This window comes from Mesorhizobium sp. B3-1-7, from assembly GCF_006439385.1.
Lineage (GTDB): Bacteria > Pseudomonadota > Alphaproteobacteria > Rhizobiales > Rhizobiaceae > Mesorhizobium.
This window is the reverse complement of the sequence record NZ_VFTL01000015.1, coordinates 25,425-46,660: the sequence shown is the minus strand read 5'-3', so window position 1 is coordinate 46,660 and position 21,236 is coordinate 25,425. Positions and strand designations below refer to the sequence as shown.

The 21,236-nt window shown below is 62.0% G+C and carries 27 protein-coding genes and 1 tRNA gene; 13 read left to right on the top strand and 15 right to left on the bottom strand.

What is annotated here, in order from left to right:
* Positions 1-52: 52 nt before the first annotated feature.
* Entirely contained in the window at positions 53-478 is a 426-nt protein-coding gene (locus FJ417_RS14330; RefSeq protein WP_140783900.1) for a hypothetical protein, read from the top strand.
* On the top strand, positions 478-1,428 hold the full coding sequence (locus FJ417_RS14325; RefSeq protein WP_181183215.1) for a sterol desaturase family protein: 951 nt from the start codon (positions 478-480) through the stop codon (positions 1,426-1,428). The genes FJ417_RS14330 and FJ417_RS14325 overlap by 1 nt, the downstream gene beginning before the upstream one ends.
* A gap of 8 nt (positions 1,429-1,436) precedes the next feature.
* Here FJ417_RS14325 and FJ417_RS14320 read toward each other — a convergent pair whose 3' ends face one another.
* The 5 genes from FJ417_RS14320 to FJ417_RS14300 form a co-directional block, all read right to left on the bottom strand.
* Complete coding sequence (locus FJ417_RS14320) at positions 1,437-1,784, bottom strand: type II toxin-antitoxin system RelE/ParE family toxin (protein WP_348639932.1); 348 nt, start codon at positions 1,782-1,784, stop codon at positions 1,437-1,439.
* On the bottom strand, positions 1,744-2,034 hold the full coding sequence (locus FJ417_RS14315; protein WP_140646717.1) for a type II toxin-antitoxin system ParD family antitoxin: 291 nt from the start codon (positions 2,032-2,034) through the stop codon (positions 1,744-1,746). Before FJ417_RS14315 ends, FJ417_RS14320 begins: the two co-directional genes overlap by 41 nt.
* Positions 2,035-2,105: 71 nt before the next feature.
* Positions 2,106-3,515 carry a methylenetetrahydrofolate--tRNA-(uracil(54)-C(5))-methyltransferase (FADH(2)-oxidizing) TrmFO gene (gene trmFO, locus FJ417_RS14310; protein ID WP_140783898.1) on the bottom strand — a complete coding sequence of 470 codons (1,410 nt, stop codon included), beginning with the start codon at positions 3,513-3,515 and terminating at the stop codon, positions 2,106-2,108.
* Between the two features lie 402 nt (positions 3,516-3,917).
* Positions 3,918-4,058, bottom strand: a complete 141-nt coding sequence (locus FJ417_RS14305) for a DUF1127 domain-containing protein (protein WP_084508100.1) — start codon at positions 4,056-4,058, stop codon at positions 3,918-3,920.
* A 52-nt stretch (positions 4,059-4,110) separates the two neighbouring features.
* Positions 4,111-4,251, bottom strand: a complete 141-nt coding sequence (locus FJ417_RS14300) for a DUF1127 domain-containing protein (protein ID WP_006335194.1) — start codon at positions 4,249-4,251, stop codon at positions 4,111-4,113.
* Between the two features lie 234 nt (positions 4,252-4,485).
* Here FJ417_RS14300 and FJ417_RS14295 point away from each other — a divergent pair, with 234 nt between their 5' ends.
* The gene (locus FJ417_RS14295) at positions 4,486-5,604 is read left to right on the top strand and encodes a DUF2157 domain-containing protein (RefSeq protein WP_140783897.1); all 1,119 of its coding nucleotides are present in this window, start codon (positions 4,486-4,488) and stop codon (positions 5,602-5,604) included.
* Positions 5,601-6,182 carry a GDYXXLXY domain-containing protein gene (locus FJ417_RS14290; RefSeq protein WP_140783896.1) on the top strand — a complete coding sequence of 194 codons (582 nt, stop codon included), beginning with the start codon at positions 5,601-5,603 and terminating at the stop codon, positions 6,180-6,182. Before FJ417_RS14295 ends, FJ417_RS14290 begins: the two co-directional genes overlap by 4 nt.
* A gap of 115 nt (positions 6,183-6,297) precedes the next feature.
* On the opposite strand, the gene FJ417_RS14285 is transcribed toward FJ417_RS14290, so the two are convergent.
* Positions 6,298-6,382 (bottom strand) — tRNA-Leu (locus FJ417_RS14285).
* 441 nt (positions 6,383-6,823) lie between these two features.
* Between FJ417_RS14285 and tig the strand changes: the two genes are divergently transcribed.
* Positions 6,824-8,308 (top strand): trigger factor, encoded by a 1,485-nt coding sequence (gene tig / locus FJ417_RS14280; protein WP_140652484.1) that lies wholly within the window; start codon positions 6,824-6,826, stop codon positions 8,306-8,308.
* A gap of 195 nt (positions 8,309-8,503) precedes the next feature.
* Positions 8,504-9,013: a hypothetical protein gene (locus FJ417_RS14275; RefSeq protein WP_246687463.1), complete on the top strand. Its 510-nt coding sequence runs from the start codon at positions 8,504-8,506 to the stop codon at positions 9,011-9,013.
* A 9-nt stretch (positions 9,014-9,022) separates the two neighbouring features.
* On the opposite strand, the gene FJ417_RS14270 is transcribed toward FJ417_RS14275, so the two are convergent.
* Positions 9,023-9,637: an isochorismatase family cysteine hydrolase gene (locus FJ417_RS14270; protein ID WP_181183214.1), complete on the bottom strand. Its 615-nt coding sequence runs from the start codon at positions 9,635-9,637 to the stop codon at positions 9,023-9,025.
* 264 nt (positions 9,638-9,901) lie between these two features.
* Here FJ417_RS14270 and FJ417_RS14265 point away from each other — a divergent pair, with 264 nt between their 5' ends.
* The 4 genes from FJ417_RS14265 to FJ417_RS14250 all read left to right on the top strand — a co-directional run bounded on the left by FJ417_RS14265 (position 9,902) and on the right by FJ417_RS14250 (position 12,075).
* On the top strand, positions 9,902-10,282 hold the full coding sequence (locus tag FJ417_RS14265; protein ID WP_140708096.1) for a cytochrome c family protein: 381 nt from the start codon (positions 9,902-9,904) through the stop codon (positions 10,280-10,282).
* A 347-nt stretch (positions 10,283-10,629) separates the two neighbouring features.
* Positions 10,630-10,962: a GYD domain-containing protein gene (locus tag FJ417_RS14260; RefSeq protein WP_140646725.1), complete on the top strand. Its 333-nt coding sequence runs from the start codon at positions 10,630-10,632 to the stop codon at positions 10,960-10,962.
* Positions 10,963-11,106 (top strand): hypothetical protein, encoded by a 144-nt coding sequence (locus FJ417_RS33515; RefSeq protein WP_246687458.1) that lies wholly within the window; start codon positions 10,963-10,965, stop codon positions 11,104-11,106. It begins immediately after the preceding gene.
* Positions 11,107-11,256: 150 nt separating this feature from the next.
* Entirely contained in the window at positions 11,257-12,075 is an 819-nt protein-coding gene (locus tag FJ417_RS14250) for a DUF2189 domain-containing protein (RefSeq protein ID WP_140783894.1), read from the top strand.
* Between the two features lie 40 nt (positions 12,076-12,115).
* Here the strand turns inward: FJ417_RS14250 and FJ417_RS14245 are convergent, their stop codons facing one another.
* The 8 genes from FJ417_RS14245 to map form a co-directional block, all read right to left on the bottom strand.
* Positions 12,116-12,589, bottom strand: coding sequence for an aminoacyl-tRNA deacylase (locus FJ417_RS14245; protein WP_140652477.1), 474 nt, complete (start codon positions 12,587-12,589; stop codon positions 12,116-12,118).
* Positions 12,590-12,715: 126 nt separating this feature from the next.
* Positions 12,716-13,120: a cytochrome C oxidase subunit IV family protein gene (locus FJ417_RS14240; RefSeq protein WP_140646728.1), complete on the bottom strand. Its 405-nt coding sequence runs from the start codon at positions 13,118-13,120 to the stop codon at positions 12,716-12,718.
* Positions 13,121-13,146: 26 nt separating this feature from the next.
* On the bottom strand, positions 13,147-13,869 hold the full coding sequence (locus FJ417_RS14235; protein ID WP_140646729.1) for a heme-copper oxidase subunit III family protein: 723 nt from the start codon (positions 13,867-13,869) through the stop codon (positions 13,147-13,149).
* Between the two features lie 10 nt (positions 13,870-13,879).
* The gene (locus FJ417_RS14230) at positions 13,880-14,584 is read right to left on the bottom strand and encodes a cytochrome c oxidase subunit 3 (RefSeq protein WP_140783893.1); all 705 of its coding nucleotides are present in this window, start codon (positions 14,582-14,584) and stop codon (positions 13,880-13,882) included.
* Positions 14,581-16,350, bottom strand: a complete 1,770-nt coding sequence (gene ctaD / locus FJ417_RS14225) for a cytochrome c oxidase subunit I (protein ID WP_140783892.1) — start codon at positions 16,348-16,350, stop codon at positions 14,581-14,583. The genes FJ417_RS14230 and ctaD overlap by 4 nt, the downstream gene beginning before the upstream one ends.
* Before the next feature lie 17 nt (positions 16,351-16,367).
* On the bottom strand, positions 16,368-17,255 hold the full coding sequence (locus FJ417_RS14220; protein ID WP_140652472.1) for a cytochrome c oxidase subunit II: 888 nt from the start codon (positions 17,253-17,255) through the stop codon (positions 16,368-16,370).
* 254 nt (positions 17,256-17,509) lie between these two features.
* Entirely contained in the window at positions 17,510-18,271 is a 762-nt protein-coding gene (gene radC, locus FJ417_RS14215; RefSeq protein ID WP_140783891.1) for a DNA repair protein RadC, read from the bottom strand.
* A gap of 32 nt (positions 18,272-18,303) precedes the next feature.
* Positions 18,304-19,131 (bottom strand): type I methionyl aminopeptidase, encoded by an 828-nt coding sequence (map, locus tag FJ417_RS14210; protein WP_140783890.1) that lies wholly within the window; start codon positions 19,129-19,131, stop codon positions 18,304-18,306.
* Positions 19,132-19,327: 196 nt separating this feature from the next.
* Between map and FJ417_RS14205 the strand changes: the two genes are divergently transcribed.
* The 3 genes from FJ417_RS14205 (at position 19,328) to FJ417_RS14195 (ending at position 21,167) form a co-directional block, all read left to right on the top strand.
* Positions 19,328-19,696, top strand: a complete 369-nt coding sequence (locus tag FJ417_RS14205; protein WP_140783889.1) for a hypothetical protein — start codon at positions 19,328-19,330, stop codon at positions 19,694-19,696.
* Between the two features lie 113 nt (positions 19,697-19,809).
* A complete protein-coding gene (locus FJ417_RS14200; protein WP_140647632.1) occupies positions 19,810-20,046 on the top strand; it encodes a hypothetical protein in 237 nt (78 codons plus the stop codon).
* Positions 20,047-20,192: 146 nt separating this feature from the next.
* Positions 20,193-21,167 carry an ABC transporter substrate-binding protein gene (locus tag FJ417_RS14195; protein ID WP_140652410.1) on the top strand — a complete coding sequence of 325 codons (975 nt, stop codon included), beginning with the start codon at positions 20,193-20,195 and terminating at the stop codon, positions 21,165-21,167.
* Positions 21,168-21,236: the final 69 nt, after the last annotated feature.

Genomic DNA, 21,236 nt, shown 5'->3' with positions numbered 1-21,236 from the left:
TCATGTGGACTCGCGTCAAAGAAATGCGGGCCGCCGGAGGAGTAGCCTTTCCATGAGCCTGCCAGTCCTGGTCGTTCTTGTCGTGTTCGGCATCGCCTTGTCCGTCGCCGCCGTGCACTTCACCGGCGGTACGACGACCGCGACGCTTGCCGGACCGGATCAGGCGCTCGCACGCTTTGCCGAGGATTTTCCCGACGAGAGGCCGAGTACCGTGCAGCTGACGGCCGACAGCCATGCCGCGTTCCTTGAGCTAGGCCCGCAGCGTTGCGGCATCGTCCAGAGCATAGGCGACTGTTTTCTGACGCGCATCGTCAGGCCGCGAGACGTTCTGGCGCTGGCCAGGGAGGGGAATGTGGTGTCGATGCGGTCGAACGATTTCACCTGGAAGGGCGGCACGTTCGTCTTTGCCGACGAGGCCGGCGCGCTGGCCGTGGCGGCGGCGCTGCAAGGCCGTGATCAGATCCGAAAGGCTGCGTGATGGATGAGTATAATTTCCCGCAGGTCACCCAGCTTGCCATTCCGTTCTTCGTCGCGGCGATCCTGATCGAGCTCTGGCTGGTGCGCAGCGGCCGCGCCAAGGGATCGTTCGAAACGCGCGATACGCTGACCAGCCTGATGATGGGGACGGGCAATGTCGTCGCAGGCTTGCTGCTCGGCGTCGTGTCCTACTGGGCGCTGCTCTGGCTTTGGCAGTTCCGCTTCTTCAATCTCGGCCTGTCGATCTGGGTGTTCGTCGCTGCCTTCCTGCTCGATGACCTGCGCTACTATGTCTATCACCGCATCGCGCACCGGGTGCGCTGGGTGTGGGCCGAGCACGTCAACCATCACTCCAGCCAGCACTACAATCTCTCGACGGCGCTGAGGCAAAGCTGGACCGGCCTGTTCACCATCACCTTCATCCTGCAAGCGCCGCTGGTGCTGCTCGGCTTCCATCCGGCGGTGATCGCCTTCGTCTTCGGCTTCAACCTTGTCTGGCAGTTCTGGATCCATACCGAGACGATCGGCAGGATGTGGGGCTGGTTCGAGTTCGTCTTCAACACGCCCTCGCACCACCGCGTCCACCACGCTACCAATCCGCGCTATCTCGACGCCAACTATGCCGGCACGCTGATCATCTGGGACCGCATGTTCGGCACCTTTGTCGCTGAACTGGAGGAAGATCGGCCGCGCTACGGAATCGTCAAGAATATCGGCACCTTCAACCCGCTGAAGGTGGCATTCCATGAATGGATCGGCATGTTCAAGGATGCGCTGGCGCCGGGGCTGACGATTGCACAGCGGTTGAACTATCTCATCCAGCCGCCGGGCTGGAGCCATGACGGCTCGCGCGATACGTCCGAGACGCTGAAGGCGGCTTATGTGCGGAGGAATCCGGGAGAGGCAGGAAAGCCGGGATTGCCAGGGCGGGTGCCCGAGCCGGCGGAGTAGCCACCTTTTCAGGGTGGGTCGCCGCCGCGCATCAGGGCTTCAAAATCGCGGCCGCCGTAGAAGATGTTGATGATGCGAACGACATCGCTTTCGACAACATAGGTGATGACGGCAGAATGCTCGAAAGGGACGGTTCGCAAGCCTAGTACGATATCGTCGCGAGTTCGGCCGCCGCGAGGGGCGTTGCCGATGTTCTGGCAGCGGTCTTCGATGCGCAGAACGAATTTCAACGCGACGTGAGGGTTTCCGCTAGCCTCGACTATGTGTCTGAAAATATTAGCGAGATCATCTCTCGCGCTTTGGTTGTATTCGACTTCAAGCCGCTGAATCGTCGTCGGGGCTCGAATACTCGGCAAACAGCCCTTGAAGATGAGCGCGCACCTGTTCTCCTGAAAGGTTCGGCCTCTTGTCCTCGATCGAAGCCTTCACCCGCGCCCGGATCGATGCCATGCGCTCGGCATGCTCTTCCTCTTCGCGCTGGAAGGCGCGGAGCGCTGCGCGGACGACTTCGCTGGCGGAGCCGAAAGACCCGTCCTCGACTTTCTCGCGGATCATGCGAGCCATGGCAGGCGTGACGGTGATGGATAGTTTCTCGGCAGATTCCATTGACATCGCTCCATGCATATAAAGTGGGATGATATCCTACTTTATATGCATGGCCAATGGGACAGAAAAGCTTATTCGGCTGCCTCAGCTCTGCCCGGCAGCCCCAACCATGCCCTGCATTCAGCCAGGGCGCGGGAGGTGATGGCGTGCCTTTTGGCGACGGTCTTGTCCTTGCCGCGCAGACGCTTGCCTTCGGTCTTCGGTGCTTCCACGGGTGGGAACAGACCGAAATTGACGTTCATCGGCTGGAAGGAGCGTTTGCCGGGCTCGTCGTCGGAGACGATATGGCCGCCGGTGATGTGGTTGAGCAGTGCGCCGAAGGCGGTGGTTGAGGGCGGCAGCGAGGGCGTCTGGCCGAGCCGTTCGGCGGCGGCGAAGCGGCCGGCGAGCAGGCCGATGGCGGCGCTTTCGACATAGCCTTCGCAGCCGGTGATCTGGCCGGCAAAGCGCAGGCCCGGCCGCGATTTGAGCTGCAGCGACGGATCGAGCAGCGTCGGCGAGTTGATGTAGGTGTTGCGGTGCAGGCCGCCGAGACGCGCGAAGTCCGCGTTTTCAAGGCCAGGGATGGTGCGGAAGATGCGCACCTGCTCGGCATGCTTCAGCTTGGTCTGGAAGCCGACCATGTTGTAGAGCGTGCCCAGCGCATTGTCCTGGCGAAGCTGCACCACCGCATAGGCCTTGACCGTCGGATTGTGGACGTTGGTCAGCCCCATCGGCTTCATCGGCCCGTAACGCAGGGTCTCGACACCGCGCTCGGCCATCACCTCGATCGGCAGGCAGCCGTCGAAATAGGGCGTGCCTTCCCACTCTTTGAACTCGGTCTTTTGGCCGTCGAGCAGCGCCTTGACGAAGGCGAGATACTGGTCCTTGTCCATCGGGCAGTTGATGTAGTCCTTGCCGGTGCCGCCGGGGCCGACCTTGTCGTAGCGCGACTGGAACCAGGCCGTGTTCATGTCGATCGCGTCGAAATGCACGATCGGCGCGATGGCGTCGAAGAAAGCGAGCGCATCGGCGCCGGTCGCCTCGGCGATCGACTGCGCCAGCGAAGGCGCCGTCAGCGGGCCGGTGGCGATGATCGCCTGGTCCCAATCCTTGGGCGGCAGTCCCGGCACTTCCTCGCGCTGGATGGCGATCAGCGGATGCGCTTCGATCTTCGCGGTGACCGCATTGGAAAAGCCGTCGCGGTCGACCGCCAGCGCACCGCCGGCCGGAACCTGGTTGGCGTCGCCGGCGCTCATGATCAGCGAGCCGGCAAGCCGCATTTCGGCATGCAGCAGGCCGACCGCATTGTTTTCGGCGTCGTCGGAGCGGAAGGAGTTCGAGCAGACGAGCTCGGCCAGACTGTCGGTCTTGTGGGCGTCGGTGCCGCGCACCGGGCGCATTTCATGCAGCACGACCGGAATGCCGGCCTCAGCGATCTGCCATGCGGCCTCGGAGCCGGCGAGGCCGCCGCCAATGACATGTACGGGTTTTTTGCTCATGAGCGCCGGAATAGTCGCTTGGCGGCACGATTGCAATTGCCGGCCAGCAACGGGCGAAGTGGGAAGCCTGCGCCAAAAACAACAACACCCGCCGGGGGAGGAGGTCCGGCGGGTGTCGTTTCGGGGGTCGATCCTCGGGAGGAGGTGAAGATCGACCTTATTCGCCATTGCCGGGGAGGAGGTCGGCTTTGACGAAATTCCTTATCGCCCTTGAGGACGAAAATTCTTTTCGCCTTTGAGAAGGGGCGAAACCTTCGAAGACGAACTACGTTCGCTTCGGGAACAACGCCCGCCGGGGGAGGAGGTCCGGCGGGCGCCGTTTCAGTGGTCAACCCTCGGGAGGAGGTGAAGGTTGACCGTATCCGTCAGGGTCGGGGAGGAGGTCGACCCTGGCGAAATTCCTTAGATCGCCTTGCGGGCGACCATCTTGATCTCGTCGCGAACGATGCCGAGATCATGGAGCTGGCGGTTCGAAAGCCGACCCAGCTCGGTAACGGTGTCGCGATAGACGCGCCAGTTACGATAGCTGCGGATCAGGTTCATTGTCGTTACTCTCTTCAAAAACTGGTTCGGACCATTTGCGGTCCGAAGCGGATTAGACCGCCTTGCGGGCGACGTAGTGGATGTCGCTGCGGCTGATGCCGAGGTCGGTCAGTTCACGGTTCGACAGGCGGCTCAGCTCGGAGACGGTGTCCCGGTAGCGGCGCCAGTTGCGGTAGTTGCGGATCAGGTTCATGGTACTTCTCGTTTCGTCTTTGGTTCGGATCATTCCGTTTGCGTACGAACAGAAAATAGGTGGGATCATATCGGTTTAAAAGTGCCGTTGGCGCATGGCAGCAATGCAAATTGTGCAATGCAACATTAACGGCCATTCACGCCTGCGTCACAAAGAAGGCCGAATCGGAAAATGCCGCCGCGTCAACGGCTTGGCTGTTCCGGCTAAGGAAATGACCAAGCTTCGGGGGAAAGCATGGCGGGCTATGCAACACAGGTTAGGGCGGATATCGCGCGATGGCGGGAGGCCGGGCTGATCGATCCCGCCACGGCGGAGGCATTGACACGCGACGTCGCCGCCAACGAGCGGGCGTCACTGAGTTTCGGCTCCATCCTGGCGATGATGGCGGCGCTTTTGTTCGGCGCGGCGATCCTGATTTTCGTCGCCGCCAACTGGGAGGCCATCCCGCGCCTCGTTCGCGTGGCGGCCCTGTTTGCCGTCATCCTCGCAGGCTATGTCGGCGGCGCTGTGCTGAAGACGCGCGACCATGCCGCGGTCGGCGAGGCGCTGTGGATCGTCGCCGCCGCCGCCTTCGGCGGCTCGATCGCACTCATCGGCCAGATGTATCACCTTTCGGGCGACGAAGCCTCCGCGCTGTTGACATGGTGCGCCGGCACGGCGCTGGCGGCGGTGGCGCTGCGTTCCAATCCGCTGACCGTGGCGGCTGTCGGCATCGCCGACGCCTGGCTGGTCCTCAAGGGGTTCGGCTTCTACTGGCGCGCGGAGATCCCGCATCTCTTCATCGTCATGGCGGTCGTGCTGTTCGCCATTTCGTTCTGGACGCGCAGCCGGGCCGCGCGCCACCTCATCATTCTGTCTGTCATTTTCTATCTGGTTTTGCTGGCGACGGATCACGACACGCTGCCGGTGGCGGTTTCGCTCGCCGTCGTATCGGCGCTGCTGTTTGCCGCTTCGGTCTTTACGGGCGATCCGATCGACAGGATCCTTCAACTCGGCGGCCGGCTGCCCTTGCACGCCTTGTTCGGCTTCCTCACCGGCATGGCGATCGTCCAGTTCGAGCTGGCGGATGAAAGCACCTACAACAGCGGTTTCGCCGTCGCCTCGATCGTGGCGCTTGCCGGCATCGTGGCGGCGATCATGCTGGCCGGCCGCGAGAGCAGGGGGCTGCGCTGGCTGGCCTATGCCGGCTTCGCCTTCGAACTCGCCATCATCTATGGCGTCACCTTGCGGTCGATGCTCGATACGGCCGGATTCTTCCTGGCCGCCGCCGTGCTGCTCGGTATCCTGGCGCTGATCATTATCCGCGTCGAGAAACGCATGAGGGCCCCCGCCAAGGCAGGAGCAACGGCATGACCGGCAAGAAACTGATCATCGCGGCGCTGGTGCTGGCGCTTGTCCAGATCGGCTTTCTCAGCTGGATCATCGCCGGCCGCGCCGCAATCCTGCGCAACGGCAAGGAAGTGCTTCTGAAAGTCGAGCCCGTCGATCCGCGCGATCTCATGCGCGGCGACTATGTCTCGCTCAACAACAACATTTCGCGGATTCCGGTGAAGCTGATCGCCGACATTCCGCAAGGCGCTTTTTCCAGCGACGACGGTTCGATCGCGGTGCGATTGAAGAAGGGCGCGGACGGTTACTGGCAGCCGACGGCGGCCTGGTTCGGCAAAGCGCCGGCCCCGACGGGCGCGGACGAGGCGGATATCGTCGGACATGTCGCCGCGGGCTGGGATCTTCGTAGCCCCGACATGACGATCGCGCCGGACTACGGGATCGATCGCTTCTATGTGCCGGAAGGCGAAGGAATGGCGATCCAGAACGACATGCGCGTGCGGCCGTTCGGCATCAAGCTCGCGCTCGCACCCGACGGCACGGCACAGATCAAGGCGCTGATGGACGGTGACAAGACGCTGTTCGAGGAGCCGCTTTATTAGCGCCTTGGGTTGGCACTGACAGCGCCGGTCCTCCTTCGCCAAGGCTTCGGAGGACACCTTCGGCTCTTCGAGCCTCAGGTGGTGGCCTGCCATCCGAAGCTCGAAGAGCGAAGGATGGTGCGGATGAAGGGACTCGAACCCCCACGCCTTTCGGCACTGGAACCTAAATCCAGGGCGTCTACCAATTCCGCCACATCCGCTTTCCCCGGCAATCCCATGTAGCCATCATTCTGTCAATGTCGGCGCCCAAGTCATGCTATCCGTTAAAGCGCGTCGCGTCGAAATGGTTTCAGGTGACGCGCTTTTAAGTCTTTTGATGCATGCCATTCGCCAAAAACGCCGCGCACTTTTGGGCGGCATGCATTGAAGCGAAGATGGTTGAAAATTAGCCTAGCCTGTGACAAAAGGCGTGTCGAATGTGACGGAATGTGAATTTCCGCCTCTGCAAGGTGCGAAAAGTTAAAGTAAAAACAAGAACTTATTCGCATTTGGCAAGGCGCAGTTCAGGAAGATGTGAACCGCATTAGCGGTCAAATCGCCAGGTTCCGTCCCAAAAGCCATTTCCGGCAAGATCATACCGGCAGGCTGTAAACGGCTAAGAACCGTTTGGCAGTCTCATTGTTGAAAACAAAGGTTCTAGGATGCAGGTCACCGAAACGCTCAACTCCGGTCTCAAGCGCGAGATCAAGATCACCGTGCCGGCCGGTGACATGGAAGCCAAGCTGATGGCGCGGCTGACCGACGCCCGCGACAAGGTGCGCATCAACGGCTTCCGCCCGGGCAAGGTGCCGGTGCAGCACCTGCGCAAGATGTACGGCAAGTCGTTCATGGCCGAGGTCGTCAACGAGATCCTCAACGACTCGACCCGTTCGATCATTTCGGGGCGCGGCGAAAAGGCCGCCATGCAGCCCGAAGTGATCATGACCGAGGACGAGAAGGAGGCCGAGAAGATCCTGGCCGGCGGCGCCGATTTCGAATTCAGCCTCAACTACGAAGTCATCCCGCCGATCGAGATCAAGGATTTCTCCGACATCAAGGTGACGCGTCAGGTCTATGACGTGCCGGAATCGGAAGTCGACGACCAGGTCAAGCGCGTTGCGGAATCGGCGCGCAGCTACGAGCCGAAGACCGGCAAGGCCGCCGAAGGCGACCGTGTGAGCATCGACTATGTCGGCAAGATCGACGGCGAGGCTTTCGCCGGCGGCGCCGGCACCGACCAGCCGCTGGTGCTCGGCTCAAAGGAGTTCATCCCCGGCTTCGAGGACCAGCTGATCGGCGCGAAGGCCGGCGATGAGAAGCAGGTCACCGTCACGTTCCCCGAAAACTACCAGGCGGCGCACCTGGCCGGCAAGGAAGCCACGTTCGACGTCACCGTCAAGGAGGTGTCGGCACCCGGCGCGCTCGAGGTCAATGACGAGACGGCCAAGAATCTCGGCCTGGAATCGCTGGAGCGCCTGCGCGAGATCGTGCGCGGCCAGATCGAGAACCAGTTCGGCTCGATGACCCGCCAGAAGGTGAAGCGCCAGCTGCTCGACCAGCTCGACGCGTCCTACTCGTTCGAAGCGCCCTCCAAGCTCGTCGAGGCCGAGTTCAACAACATCTGGGCCCAGGTCAACCGCGACCTCGAAGCCGCCGGCCGGACCTTCGCCGACGAGGAGACGACGGAAGAAGAGGCGCGCGCCGAATATATGCGTCTTGCCGAGCGCCGCGTGCGCCTTGGCCTCGTGCTCGCCGAGATCGGCGAGAAGGCCGGCGTCACCGTGTCGGACGAGGAACTGCAGCGCGGCCTGTTCGAGCAGGTGCGCCGTTTCCCGGCAAACCAGCAGCAGGAAGCCTTCGAGTATTATCGCAGCAACCCGGAAGCCATCAACGCGCTGCGCGCGCCGATGTTCGAGGAGAAGGTCGTCGACTACCTGCTCGGCCAGATCTCGGTCGACGACGTCAAGGTCGGCAAGGATGAGCTGATGGCCGACGACGAGGAGGCCGAGACCGCGACCAAGGCGAAGCCGGCCAAGAAGGCCTCTTCGAAGAAGGCCGAGGCAAAGGCGGGCGAAGCCGCCGACGAGGCGGAAGAGCCGAAGAAGAAGGCCGCGCCGAAAAAGAAAACCGCCAAGGAAGCCGAGTAATAGCTTCCAATCCATCGATTTCGAAAGGCCGCCTCCGGGCGGCCTTTTTCGTTGTGAGGTACTTCATTGTGGCGGCGCGGCAACACTGACAACTTGTCTTGATGGCCCACCGCTGGCGATACGGAGCGTTGAACATTATCTGCGCTTCATCGCATCCGCGGCTGTTTGGAGGCATTGGTGAGGCTGGGGTTCATGATGAGGGACGTGGTCGTCGCCGCGGCGCTCTTGTTTGCCGCGGCCGCAGGTGTCGCCCGGGCCGAGCCGGATCTCGGCAACTGGAGCGTTGGCGCCGGCGACGACGGCCAGATCACGGCATCGCTGCATGCCAGCAACAAGCTGATCACCGGCGGCGGGGCCTTGGGTTACAGCCCGGTGCTGACCTTTGCTTGCCGGCCAGGTGGCGAACCGCGCTGGAGCGAATGGCTGCAGCTCAACGATGCCGTTTCCGCCAGCCGCAAGATCACCATCTCCGTCGTGGTCGACGGCGGCGGCAAAACCGATGAAAGCTGGTCGGTCGGCCCGCGCGGCAGACAGCTGGTCAGGGACGGGAACGACGGCATCAAGCGTCTGGCTTCAGCGAACCGGCTGACGCTGTCGTGGCGCTTCGGCCTCCTGTCCGGACGCGGCGAGGCCGATTTCGAACTCGCGGGCCTCTCCGAAGCGATCGGACAGATCGCGGCAAGCTGCAAAACCGATCCGCCCTGATCCCACCGCTTAAAACAGGCTTTCCAGTTCTGCGGCCGTCATCACGCGCCCGAACACCTTGCCGATGATGGCGAGCGTCGCGTTGTGCGAGGCCTCGTCCAGCCCGCCATTGGCATCGCTGACGAAAGCCACCTTGTAGTCGCGCATGAAGGCGCTGCGGGCCGTCGATTCGCAGCAGATGCTCGTCACCGTGCCGATGATGATGACGGTGTCGACCTGGCCGGCGCCGCGGATGTTGCGCAGCACCGTTTCCAATTGGGTGTTGTGGAACGCATCGTAGCGGTGCTTCTTGATGATCACCTCGCCCGGCAAGGGAGCGAGTTCCGCCACGATCCTGGTGCCGGCGCTGCCTTCCCGCATGCCTTTGGCCTTCAGTCTTGGCTGGTAGGCGGTCTCGAGCGGCGAGATGTTGAAATGATCGCTGAGCACATGCTGCGTGTAGACCACCGGGACACCAGTCGCGCGGCACAATTCGACCACCTGCCGCATAACGGGAATGCGATGCCGCGCCATCGCGACTTCCATCACCGCGCCTTCATCGACGAAGTCGCCCTGCATGTCGATGACCAGCAGGGCGGCGCGTTCTTTGTCGAACGGCCATGGTTCGTTGCCGTGCTGAGGCATTGCTGTCTTCCTGTCGTTTGATGGCGGCCAGGTGCCCTTTATCATAAATCTGGTCGAAATGGCCGTGGGCCATCCGCCTGTCGCTCATGGCCCAGAACCTTCGCAAAGGCCGGCTTTTCTATCCATTGGGCTCATTCTGTGGTATGCAGGTGCCGCAATTCACTGAAGAGACGCGAACAATCCGCTGTACCGTCCAGGGCACAACAGCGAGGCCGGTGTGGAGCGGATCCGTCCGACGTAAATGACCATCAGGGAGGAAATGCGATGCGTGCAATTGCGCTTTTCATCGTGTTGTCCGCGACGACCTTCTTCGTGAGCCCATCGCAGGCGCAGGATGCAGCCGCGGGTGAGAAGGTCTTCACCAAGTGCAAGGTCTGCCACGTTGCGGACCAGGACCAGAACAAGATTGGCCCGTCCCTGCACGGTGTCATCGGGCGCGTCGCGGGCACACACCCCAATTTCACCTATTCCGCGGCCATGATCGCGGCCGGAAAATCCGGCATCAAATGGGACGAACCCACGCTCACCAAATATCTCCACGATCCCAAGGCGATGGTCAAAGGGACGAAGATGGCGTTCCCCGGTCTGAAGGATGACCAAGACATAGCCAACGTCATCGCCTACCTGAAACAGTATTCCAAGTAGCGGCCGTCGCGGGCCCCATTAGGTGGTCGCCCGCTGAAGGAAGAGGGTCGGCAATTGCGCTGTTGAGATGTCGCGCGCCGTCTCGCTACGCCGGCAGCGCAAAGAACCCCAACAGCAGCAGGATGGCTATGCCAAGGCCGAGTATGAGAAGCGTCCGCGTATCCATGACGTTCACCTTCGCATCTTGAGAATACCGAAAAAGAACCTGTGGAGCCAGCACGCTGCCGCGGCTGGCCATTGGCCGGCGTCGGATAGTGTCTCAGTTTGAAATCCGGCGGCCTTGACGCCGCTGTCGCGCCAGCCGGCGAAGTCCTATATGCTTACCGGAAAGCAGGGAGGATAAGATCATGCCATTATACCTAACCCGGTTCAGCTACACGCCGGCCACATGGGCTAAGCTTATCAAGAACCCAGAGGACCGCCGAGAGGCGGCGAAGCAGTACATTGAATCGGTTGGCGGAAAGCTGCACGGATTCTGGTACGCCTTTGGTGAGCACGACGGCTATAACTTGTGGGAGGCTCCGGACAACGTGTCGATGGCGGCCACGGCGCTCGCGATCGGCTCGGGCGGAGCGCTGAGTTCCATACAGACGACCGTCCTCCTGACCGTGGAGGACACGCTTGCAGCACTGCAAAAGGCATCGTCGATTAAATATCGACCGCCTGGAGAACAAGCCTAGATGCCCACCGGACCTAAAGGCCAGAAGCGCCCCGCCGATGTGATCGGCAATGCCGTCCGCGTCATGCGCATTGCGACCGGCGAGGAAGCCGACATTGTCAGGCGCGGCCCCTACAAAAAAGCAGCCGCCGAAATTTCAAACTGAGACACTACCCGGCGTCGACAGAGGGCGACAAATCGGGCCTAAAGGAGTATGTTGGCACAGGTGCAGGTCGCGGTTTTGCGTGGCCAGTCACGCAGAGCGTTAGCACCGTGAAATCCGCGACCTTGCCGGACCTGATCTGGAGGAACGGCCATGGCAAGCTTTCACGTGATTGCAGGCGCCAGCGAAACGCTGGAGCATACCAAAGTGAGAAAGATCGGCGTTTCCGATCTTTTCGATGCGCTCAGGCGCGGTATCGACGACTTCATGGTCAAACCCTCGCACATCGTGTTTTTGTGCATGATCTATCCGCTCGTTGGCGTGGTGCTTGCCACCTGGACATCGGGAGCAAACACGCTGCCGCTGCTATTTCCACTGGTGTCAGGCTTTGCGCTGATCGGGCCACTCGCGGCGATCGGCCTTTATGAGATCAGCCGCCGGCGGGAAGCCGGGCTGGATGCTTCCTGGAAACATGCTTTCGAGGTCAAGAATTCTCCGGCGCTGCCGGCCATCGCCGCCGTCGGCATCATGCTGTTTGCAATCTTCATCACATGGCTTTTGACCGCAAAGCTTTTCTACGAGTATCTGTTCGGGCCCGAGCCGCCGGCGTCACTGTCCAGTTTCATAACCGAGATATTCGCCACCGGGAGCGGCTGGACGCTGATCGTACTGGGGCATGCGATCGGGTTTGTATTCGCCGTGGTGGTTTTGTGCACCACCGTGGTCGCTTTCCCGCTGCTGCTCGATCGCGACGTCGGCGCCTACGAAGCCATCCACACTTCGGTGCGCGCGGTCCTGGCCAATCCGATCGTGATGGCCATCTGGGGACTTATCGTCGCCATTGGGCTGATCATCGGCTCGCTGCCTGTGTTCGCGGGGCTGGCGGTCGTGCTGCCAATCCTTGGCCACGCCACCTGGCACGTGTACCGCAAGGTGGTGGAACCGCAGGCCGCCCCAAGACCGGCGAATTGAGCCAAGCCTGTCATGAGCACCGGCGACAGTGCCGGTGCGCTCAGTAGGCCGGGTGACTGAACCGCGCCTGACGCGCGCCCGCCGTCAGGTTACGGAAATCCTTGCCGCTGACATGCACGAGCGTCTTGTGGTCGCCGCCCTCGAAATAGATATCGGCGGCGTCGCGCAGGCTTTCGTCCAGGATGACCGGCACGTCATAGGCCGCGCCGATCGGCGGTACGGCGCCGATGTCGCAATCATCGAAGAGCGATACCACCTCATCCTCGGAAGCGAGCCCGAGGCGCCTGTCCATGACGTCCTGCAGCTTGCCGAGTTCGATCCTGTGGGTGCTTGGGACCACGGCCAGCGCATAGCCGAGCTCGTGGTGAACGACCACGGACTTCGCCATGATGCCGCCGGGCACATGCGCGGCGATAGCGGCCTGCCGGCTGGTGGCAGTTCGATGGTGCGCGACGGTGTCGTACGGAATTTCCTTGCCGTCGATAAAATCCTTCAGTCTGTTTGCCATCGTCATTGTCCGCGTCCTTTGCTTGAGTTCACGGCGCATGCGCCAAACCAAATGGACCGGCGTCCTGCTGTTTCGAGGCACCCGCCACTGCAGTTCCGGTTGGCCTCGCTGCGGACGAGTTCGAAATGCGTATCAGGGGCCGGGCCCGAAAAACGCGATACGTGTCAGCAGCGTGTAATCGGCCTCAAAGACCATCATCGTCACGAAGACCAGCACCAGTATCGGCGGCAGGATTATCGCATACATCATCGCCAGCCGCTCCCAGGCCATGTGCATGAAGACGGCGACGATCAGTCCCGCCTTGAGCATCATGAAGATCAGGATCAGCGACCATCTGAGATAGCCGTGGATGCCGAAATAGTCGACCAGGTAGGAGCAGGTGCTGAGGATGAACAGCCACGCCCAGACGACCAGGTAGAGCTTGATCGGGTGCTCCTGATGAACCTCGGCGTGAGCGACCGCTGTCGCAGCCGCATCCTGCGCATGGGCGGTGTGCAGCGTGTGTTGTCCGAGACCGTTTGCGGTTGCTTCAGCCATAGCTTTCTCTCAACAGGGACTGCCTCTCACCAAAGATAAAAGAAGGCGAAAATGAACACCCAAACCAGGTCGACGAAGTGCCAGTAGAGGCCCATGATCTCGACATTCTCGTAGCGGCCCTTGCGACTGGTGAAGAAGCCGGGACGACCGGTGTCGAAGTCGCCACGCCAGACTTTTCGCGCCACGATGATGAGGAAGATCACGCCGATCGTCACGTGCGTGCCGTGGAAACCGGTGATCATGAAGAAGCATGAGCCGAACTGCGCGGCTCCCCAGGGATTGCCCCAGGGCCGTACCCCTTCGGTGATCAGCTTGGTCCATTCGAAGGCCTGCATGCCGACGAACGTTGCGCCAAGCGCAGCGGTCAACAGCATCAGGATCGCGGTCTTGCGGCGGTCGCGGCGGTAGCCGAAATTGACCGCCATGGCCATGGTGCCGCTGCTCGAGATCAGCACGAAGGTCATGATGGCGATAAGGATCAGCGGGATCTCCTGGCCGCCGATGCGCAAGGCAAAGACCTCGCTCGGGTTCGGCCAGGGCACGCGTGTCGACATGCGGGCGGTCATATAGGAGAGCAGGAAGCAGCCGAAGATGAAGGTGTCGCTGAGCAGGAAGATCCACATCATGGCCTTGCCCCAGGACACGTTCTTGAACGCGCGCTGATCCGAGGCCCAGTCGGCGGTAATGCCGCGCCAACCGGCGGGCCGAGGCTCCATCTGGCTGGTATGTGTCATGGTCGTCTCGGCCATCGCCGGTCTCCTAGGTCAGCAATTGTCGGCAAATTTCGATGAACGTCGCCGCCCAACCTGCCAGAAGGGCGAAGATGCCGAGCCAGACGAAAAGCAGGAAATGCCAATACATGGCGCAGAGCTCGACGCTGAGACGAAGTCGCTCCGGCCGCGCTCCGCTCCAGGCACCGATGCTCGTCCTGCCAAGGCCGAACAGACCGCCCAGTATGTGCAGGCCATGCATGCCGGTGATCAGATAGAAGAAGCTGTTGGCCGGGTTGGATGCCAGCAGATAGCCGTCCCCGGTCAGCTGCCGCCATGCCATCAACTGCCCGACAAGGAAGGCAAGCGCGGTGAGCCCTGCCGTGGCAAGGCCTAACCGGACGTTGTCGATCTGGCCCTTGCGCGCGGCAACCACCGCGCATTGCAGTGCGACGCTGCTCAATACCAGCACGCCGGTGTTGAGCCAGAGCAGGCGGGGCAGCGGCAGCGGCTGCCAGTCCGGCAGGCCCATGCGCATGAAATAGGCGCTGGTGAACAGCGAGAACAGGCAGCCGACGACGGCGAGGAAGACGCCGAGACCGATCTTGGCGGTGGGCAGGGACGACCGGCCGGTGCCTGCGAAATCCCCGGCCAGACCTTGCTCCAGCCATGGCTTGGATGTCAGCCGCTGGTGCGAAAGCCACCAGCCGGCAAAGCCGGCGATCACAGCCAAGAAGACCAGGATGACGCTCATGCCTGCTCCCTTGAGGGGGCGAAGGTGCCCGGCACGTTTTGCGGGATGAAGTCCTCCTTGGCCCCTGGCACGCTGTAGTCATAGGCCCACCGATAGACGATCGGCAGTTCCTTGCCGAAATTGCCGTGCGCCGGCGGTGTCTGCGGCGTCTGCCATTCGAGTGTGGTCGCCCGCCACGGATTGCCGCCGGCCTCGCGGCCATGGCGGATGCTCCAGATCAGGTTGAACAGGAAAACCATCTGCGCGAAGCCGACGATGAAGGCCATGATGCTGATGAACGAGTTCAGATGACGGGCCGATTCCGTCATTATGGTCATGTCGGTCAACTCGGCGTAGCGCCGCGGAACGCCCATCAGGCCGAGATAGTGCATGGGGAAGAAGATCAGGTAGGCGCCGAGGAAGGTTACCCAGAAGTGGAACTTGCCGAGTGTGTCGTCCAGCATCCGTCCAGTGACCTTCGGATACCAGTGATAGATTGCGCCGAAGATCACCAGGATCGGCGCGACGCCCATGACCATGTGGAAATGGGCGACGACGAACATCGTATCCGACAGCGGCACGTCGACAACGACATTGCCGAGGAACAGTCCGGTCAAGCCGCCATTGACGAAGGTGACGATGAAGGCGAGCGCGAAAAGCATCGGCGGGGTGAGATGGATATCGCCGCGCCACAGCGTCAGCACCCAGTTATAGACCTTGATCGCCGTCGGCACGGCAATGATCAACGTCGTGGTCGCAAAGAAGAAGCCAAAATAGGGGTCCATGCCGCTCACATACATGTGGTGCGCCCAGACAACGAAGCTCAGGGCGCCGATGGCGATGATCGCCCAGACCATCATGCGGTAGCCGAAGATGTTCTTGCGCGCATGGGTGCTGATCAGGTCGGAGACGATGCCGAAGGCCGGCAGAGCGACGATGTAGACTTCCGGGTGGCCGAAGAACCAGAACAAGTGCTGGAAAAGGATCGGGCTGCCGCCATTGTGCTGAAGTTGCTCGCCCATCTCGACAATCGCCGGCATGAAGAAGGAAGTGCCGAGCACGCGGTCAAGCAGCATCATCACGCACGCGACAAACAGCGCCGGGAAGGCGAGCAACGCCATGACGGTGGCGGTGAAGATGCCCCAGACGGTGAGCGGCAGGCGCATCAACGTCATGCCGCGCGTGCGGCCCTGCAGCACCGTCACAACATAGTTCAGGCCGCCCATGGTGAAGCCGACAATGAACAGGATGAGCGAAGTGAGCATCAGTATGATGCCCCAGTCCTGCCCGCCCGGCGTTCCGGACATGATGGCCTGCGGCGGGTAGAGGGTCCACCCGGCGCCTGTCGGCCCACCCGGCGCGAAGAAGCTCGACACCAGAACGAGTACTGCCAGCAGATAGATCCAGTAGCTCAGCATGTTGACATAGGGGAAGACCATGTCGCGGGCGCCGACCATCAGCGGGATGAGGTAGTTGCCGAAGCCGCCGAGGAAGAGCGCAGTGAGCAGGTAGATCACCATGATCATGCCGTGCATGGTGATGAACTGGTAGTAGGCCTCCGGAGTGATGAAGTCGAACGTGCCGGGAAAGCCGAGCTGGAGGCGCATCAGCCAGGAGAGAACCAGCGCCACAAGGCCGATCGCCGTTGCCGTTGCCGAGTACTGGACCGCGATGACCTTCGCGTCCTGCGAGAAGACATACTTGGTCCACCAGCTGTGCGGATGGTAGAGTTCCACTTCCCCAACTTCGGCGGGCGGAACGGCATCTGCGGGTGTGACGTCGACCATCGGAGCACCTCCGTGCCCTATTCTGCGGACCTCGAGAGTTTCGAGTTTGCCGCGACGTCCAAACCGGACGCCATCGTCTTTCCTGACGGTTGGCTCGCCCAGCCTGTTTGCTTGGGCGTCGACAATTGCGCAAAAGTCTGCTGCTGGCCGAGCCAGGACAGATAATCCTGCTCGGCGTCGACCATGACCACGCCATGCATCAGCGGATGTCCCTGGCCGCACAGTTCGGCGCACAGGACCTGGAAAGTGCCGGTCCTTGTCGGAGTGAACCAGAAATAGGTGACCGACCCCGGGATCATGTCCATCTTTGCGCGAAATTCCGGGATATAGAAATCATGCAGGACATCGATCGAACGCAGCAGCACCTTGACCGGCTTGCCGACCGGCAGATGCAGGTCGGTGGCCTCGACCACGATATCGTCCTGGCCGTTGGGATCTTTGGGTGCGATGCCTAACGGATTGTCGGCGGTGACGTCGCGGGTGTCCGAAGTACCGAGCTTGCCGTCCTTGCCGGGCAAGCGGAAGCTCCACTGCCACTGCTGGGCGACGACCTCGATCTCGGTCGCATCGCTTGGAACGGTGACGAAGCGGCTCCAGACGAACAGGCCGGGAACCAGCAAGGCAGTGACGCCTGCCGCGGTGACGACCATGAGCCACCATTCGAGCCGCTTGTTCTCCGGTTCGTATGCCGCGCGATTGCCTTCCCGATGCCGGAAGCGGAAGACGCAATAAGCCATAAAGAGGACGACAGCGGCAAAGACGATGCCGGTGATCCAGAAGCTGATGATGATGGTGTGGTCGATATAGTCCCAGTTCGAGGCAATCGGAGTCCACCACCATGGGCTCAGGAAGTGGAACAACACTGAGCCCACAACGATTAAAACGAGTACAAGCACAACGGCCATGTCCCGTTCCTCCGGTATTGCCGGGCGCACGAAGCGTCCGAATTACCAAAGCGCATCATGCTCGATTTCCGGTTGAAATTCCAGAGCCGACTATCTTGATCGGCAAAACGTTGCTTTTGCGCCCGGATCTTCGGGCGATCGGCGGGGGGCTTTAAAGCGTGTCGCGCTGAAGCGGATTCAGGCGACGCGCTTTAAGCCTTTGTTTTCATGCATGTCGTTATCGCAAAACCGCTGCACACTTTTGCGCGACTGCATTAGATCAAAAGCAGGCCCTTCATCGAGGCGTTGCCCTTGCGGCCGATGATGATGTGATCGTGCACAGCGATGCCGAGCGGCTTGGCCGTATCGATGATCTGCTTGGTCATCTCGATGTCCGCGCGGGAAGGTGTGGGATCTCCCGAAGGATGATTGTGCACCAGGATGACGGCGCTGGCGGAGAGTTCGAGCGCCCGCTTCACCACCTCGCGCGGATAGACCGGCGTATGGTCGACGGTGCCGGTCTGCTGCACCTCGTCGGCGATGAGCCCGTTCTTCTTGTCGAGGAACAGGACGCGGAACTGTTCGCGGGCCTCGAAGGCCATGGCCGAACGGCAATAGTCGAGCAATTGCGTCCAGTTGGACAGGACTTCGCGGCCACGCACCTCGCCGCGCGCCATGCGCTGGGCGGTGGCGGCGATGACTTTTAGATCGGTCGCGACGGTCGGCCCGATGCCTTTGACTTCTTCAAGCAAGGGTGCCGGCGCGCCGAGCACTTCGGCCAGCGAGCCGAAGCGGGCGATCAGCGCCTTGGCGATGGGCTTGGTGTCGACGCGCGGGATCAGCCGGAAGAGCAGCAGTTCGAGCAGTTCATAGTCGGGCAGGGCGTCCGGTCCGCCGGCGACGAAGCGTTCGCGCAGACGGTCGCGATGGCCGTGATAATGGGGCTTTTCTGCTGCCGTGGCCTTTTTCGGCGCCGTCCTGGGCGGCTCGATCCAGCCTTCGGAAAAGAACGCCCGCTCGTCCTCGACTTTCCCCATGCTCGCCCGCTCCCCTCAGGCCTCGGCTGAAACTAGGCTGGCAGGCCGGGGCGGTCGAGCTTTTTCGGCGACAGCGTGAAGATCTCGCAGCCGGTGTCGGTGACGCCGATCGTGTGCTCGTATTGCGCCGACAGCGAGCGGTCGCGCGTGACCGCCGTCCAGCCGTCCGACAGCACCTTCACATGCGGGCGGCCGAGATTGATCATCGGCTCGACCGTGAAAATCATGCCCGGCCGCATCTCGACGCCTTCATTGACAGTGCCGTAATGCAGGATGTTCGGCGCGTCGTGGAAAAGCTGGCCGACGCCGTGGCCGCAGAAATCGCGGACCACCGAGCAGCGCTCGGCCTCGGCATAGGTCTGGATCGCGGCGCCGATGGCGCCGGTGCGGGCGCCGGGCTTGATCGCGGTTATGCCGAGCATCAGGCACTCATAGGTCACCTCGAGCAGGCGCTCGGCGGCGCGCTTGATCGTGCCCACTGGATACATGCGCGAGGAATCGCCGTGCCAGCCGTCGAGGATATAGGTGACGTCGATGTTGACGATGTCGCCTTCCTTCAGCGGCTTGTTGTCGGGAATGCCATGGCAGACGACATGGTTGATCGAGGTGCAAGACGACTTGGTGTAGCCGCGATAATTGAGCGTCGCCGGCAGCGCGCCATGGTCCATGCCGAATTCGAAGACGAAGCGGTCGATCGTTTCCGTCGTCACGCCGGGCTTCACCATCGGCACAAGTTCGTCAAGGCAGCGCGCCGTGAGGTCGCAGGCCTTGCGCATGCCGGCAAAACCTTCCTCGCCATAGAGGCGGATCTGGCCGGTATTTCGAAGGGGGGCCGTGGAGGCGTCGAGATAGGTAACCATTTTTGTCCGTTTGCCGGCGTTGGCTCCAAAGGAGCCGAATGCGAAAATCTGCTCCAGATTTGGCACCGGAAGCCGCAAGGTTCAAGGACGAAGTGCGATTGCGGCGTCCATTGCGGCTTTCCTTCGGCCATTCCATCGGTTAGGTCCCTACTGATGTCCGGAGATTGCCTTGACGGCACCTGAACGCGAAAGACCAATGCTGCTGCCGGTCAGGACCGCCTGCGCGGGCCTGATGGCGCTGCTGATGCTCGCGCTGCTGGGCTTCGCGCAGGCCGAAATTTCTGCGTCGGCCGTTTCGCTCCCGGGCAGTTCCAGCGTCAGCGCCGCTCGCCAGGGCGACACGATCGCGCTGCTCAGAACGACCGGCAAGGCGCAGGCGCTTGAAATCCGGGCCGGCCGGCCACTGCCGATAAAGCTCGTCAGCGGCAATCCCGGCGTGCTCGCGCCCGCATCCGATTTCCTGCTTATCGGCCATGTATTGCCGGCCGAAATGGGCGTCGCGCCGGTATCGGCAAGCGCAGCAGCTTCGCGCACCAACCAGCCACGCGCGCCGCCCGCCGCGTAAGGCCTTGGCCGCAAAGCGCGGCATTCAAATCAAAGACATTCCTTCGCGTCGCGATCCGGCGACGGCCGCCGGCCGTCCGCCGGTTGCGTGCGCGTCAGTTCGGATTCCGTTCAATGCAACGCATCAAGACATTCAAGACGCTTACCCGCGCGGCTGCCGCGGCCTCTTTTCTGGCAGTCCAGGCGGTAATCTGCATCGGCACCGTCTACTGGGCCGTTGCCGCCACCCTTCGCATGGAAGGAACGGCGGCGATCATGCTCGGCGCCATCTTTGCGCTGCCGTCGGCCTATGTGCTGATGGTGGTTACCCGCATGGCCTATGATGCCGAGACTGACCCGGCAAACCAGTAGCACCGATGATACCGAGCAGGGCAAGGGCAGGGCGATGCGAGTTGCGTTGCCCTGTCACACAATGGTTATCCTGCGGCCTTACTCAGGTTTTCCAGCCCCGGCGCCTGCCGGACCTCGCCCAGCCTTGATCAACAACAGGTATTTCCATGCGCCAGATCGTTTTCGCCGCCATGTTGCTGGCATCCACCGTAGCGGGAGCCGCCGCCGCCGACAGCACGCTGGTGCTCTACACCAGCCAGCCGAACACCGACGCCCAGCAGACCGTCGACGCCTTCATGGCGAAGAACCCGGGGATCAAGGTCGACTGGGTGCGCGACGGGACGCCGAAGATTCTGGCCAAGCTGCATGCCGAGATCGAGGCCGGCCAGCCGCAGGCCGACGTGCTGCTGATCGCCGACGTCGTGACCATGGAAGGCCTGAAGAAGGAAGGCCGGCTGCTCGCCTATCCGGAGGCCAAGGTCGACGGCCTCGACGCGGCGCTCTACGACAAGGACAAGACCTATTTCTCGACCAAGCTGATCACCACCGGCATCGTCTACAACACCAAGGCGCCTTTCGTGCCGACAAGCTGGGAAGACCTGAAGAAGCCGGAAGCCAAGGGCCTGATCGCGATGCCCAGTCCGCTGACCTCGGGCGCGGCGATGATCCACACGGTGACGCTGACCGGCAAGCTGCCGGAGGGCTGGGACTATTATGGCGCGCTCGCCAAGAACGGCGCGCAGGCCAGCGGCGGCAATGGCGACGTGCTGAAGGCCGTCAGCGGCGGCGACAAGCTGTTCGGCATGATCGTCGACTACATGCCGATCCGCGAGAAGGCCAAGGGCGCGCCGGTAGAGTTCGTCTTCCCGAAGGAAGGCGTGTCCGCCGTCACCGAACCGGTCGCTATCCTATCCACCGCCAAGAACAAGGAAGCCGCCAAGGCCTTCGTCGATTTCCTCTTGTCGAAGGACGGGCAGGAAGTGGCGGCCAAGATGGGCTACATCCCGGCCCGTGCCGACGTCGCGCTGCCGGCCGGCTATCCGGACCGCGCCTCGATCAAGGTGCTCGACTATGATGCGGCGGCCGCGCTCGCCAATGATGCCCAGAACAAGGAAAAGTTCAGCGCGGTGATGAGCCAGTAAGCGGCCCGGAAGGGAAACTTTGGCCTCCGCGGAACATCACATCGCCAGGCGGGGCGTGGCGTCGCCGCG

What these genes read in the sequence shown, in the direction of transcription:
- FJ417_RS14240 (WP_140646728.1), bottom strand. Translation starts at nt 13,120, where the DNA reads ATGGCTGAAGCAACCGCAAACGGTCTCGGACAACACACGCTGCACACC.
- FJ417_RS14295 (WP_140783897.1), top strand. Translation starts at nt 4,486, where the DNA reads ATGGCGGGCTATGCAACACAGGTTAGGGCGGATATCGCGCGATGGCGG.
- FJ417_RS14270 (WP_181183214.1), bottom strand. Translation starts at nt 9,637, where the DNA reads ATGCCTCAGCACGGCAACGAACCATGGCCGTTCGACAAAGAACGCGCC.
- FJ417_RS14315 (WP_140646717.1), bottom strand. Translation starts at nt 2,034, where the DNA reads ATGGAATCTGCCGAGAAACTATCCATCACCGTCACGCCTGCCATGGCT.
- ctaD (WP_140783892.1), bottom strand. Translation starts at nt 16,350, where the DNA reads ATGGTCGACGTCACACCCGCAGATGCCGTTCCGCCCGCCGAAGTTGGG.
- FJ417_RS14265 (WP_140708096.1), top strand. Translation starts at nt 9,902, where the DNA reads ATGCGTGCAATTGCGCTTTTCATCGTGTTGTCCGCGACGACCTTCTTC.
- FJ417_RS14250 (WP_140783894.1), top strand. Translation starts at nt 11,257, where the DNA reads ATGGCAAGCTTTCACGTGATTGCAGGCGCCAGCGAAACGCTGGAGCAT.
- FJ417_RS14245 (WP_140652477.1), bottom strand. Translation starts at nt 12,589, where the DNA reads ATGACGATGGCAAACAGACTGAAGGATTTTATCGACGGCAAGGAAATT.
- FJ417_RS14300 (WP_006335194.1), bottom strand. Translation starts at nt 4,251, where the DNA reads ATGAACCTGATCCGCAACTACCGCAACTGGCGCCGCTACCGGGACACC.
- FJ417_RS14205 (WP_140783889.1), top strand. Translation starts at nt 19,328, where the DNA reads ATGCTGCTGCCGGTCAGGACCGCCTGCGCGGGCCTGATGGCGCTGCTG.
- tig (WP_140652484.1), top strand. Translation starts at nt 6,824, where the DNA reads ATGCAGGTCACCGAAACGCTCAACTCCGGTCTCAAGCGCGAGATCAAG.
- FJ417_RS14200 (WP_140647632.1), top strand. Translation starts at nt 19,810, where the DNA reads ATGCAACGCATCAAGACATTCAAGACGCTTACCCGCGCGGCTGCCGCG.
- FJ417_RS14260 (WP_140646725.1), top strand. Translation starts at nt 10,630, where the DNA reads ATGCCATTATACCTAACCCGGTTCAGCTACACGCCGGCCACATGGGCT.
- FJ417_RS14290 (WP_140783896.1), top strand. Translation starts at nt 5,601, where the DNA reads ATGACCGGCAAGAAACTGATCATCGCGGCGCTGGTGCTGGCGCTTGTC.
- FJ417_RS14195 (WP_140652410.1), top strand. Translation starts at nt 20,193, where the DNA reads ATGCGCCAGATCGTTTTCGCCGCCATGTTGCTGGCATCCACCGTAGCG.
- trmFO (WP_140783898.1), bottom strand. Translation starts at nt 3,515, where the DNA reads ATGAGCAAAAAACCCGTACATGTCATTGGCGGCGGCCTCGCCGGCTCC.
- FJ417_RS33515 (WP_246687458.1), top strand. Translation starts at nt 10,963, where the DNA reads ATGCCCACCGGACCTAAAGGCCAGAAGCGCCCCGCCGATGTGATCGGC.
- FJ417_RS14275 (WP_246687463.1), top strand. Translation starts at nt 8,504, where the DNA reads ATGAGGGACGTGGTCGTCGCCGCGGCGCTCTTGTTTGCCGCGGCCGCA.
- FJ417_RS14220 (WP_140652472.1), bottom strand. Translation starts at nt 17,255, where the DNA reads ATGGCCGTTGTGCTTGTACTCGTTTTAATCGTTGTGGGCTCAGTGTTG.
- radC (WP_140783891.1), bottom strand. Translation starts at nt 18,271, where the DNA reads ATGGGGAAAGTCGAGGACGAGCGGGCGTTCTTTTCCGAAGGCTGGATC.
- FJ417_RS14235 (WP_140646729.1), bottom strand. Translation starts at nt 13,869, where the DNA reads ATGGCCGAGACGACCATGACACATACCAGCCAGATGGAGCCTCGGCCC.
- FJ417_RS14330 (WP_140783900.1), top strand. Translation starts at nt 53, where the DNA reads ATGAGCCTGCCAGTCCTGGTCGTTCTTGTCGTGTTCGGCATCGCCTTG.
- map (WP_140783890.1), bottom strand. Translation starts at nt 19,131, where the DNA reads ATGGTTACCTATCTCGACGCCTCCACGGCCCCCCTTCGAAATACCGGC.
- FJ417_RS14230 (WP_140783893.1), bottom strand. Translation starts at nt 14,584, where the DNA reads ATGAGCGTCATCCTGGTCTTCTTGGCTGTGATCGCCGGCTTTGCCGGC.
- FJ417_RS14325 (WP_181183215.1), top strand. Translation starts at nt 478, where the DNA reads ATGGATGAGTATAATTTCCCGCAGGTCACCCAGCTTGCCATTCCGTTC.
- FJ417_RS14305 (WP_084508100.1), bottom strand. Translation starts at nt 4,058, where the DNA reads ATGAACCTGATCCGCAGCTATCGTAACTGGCGCGTCTATCGCGACACC.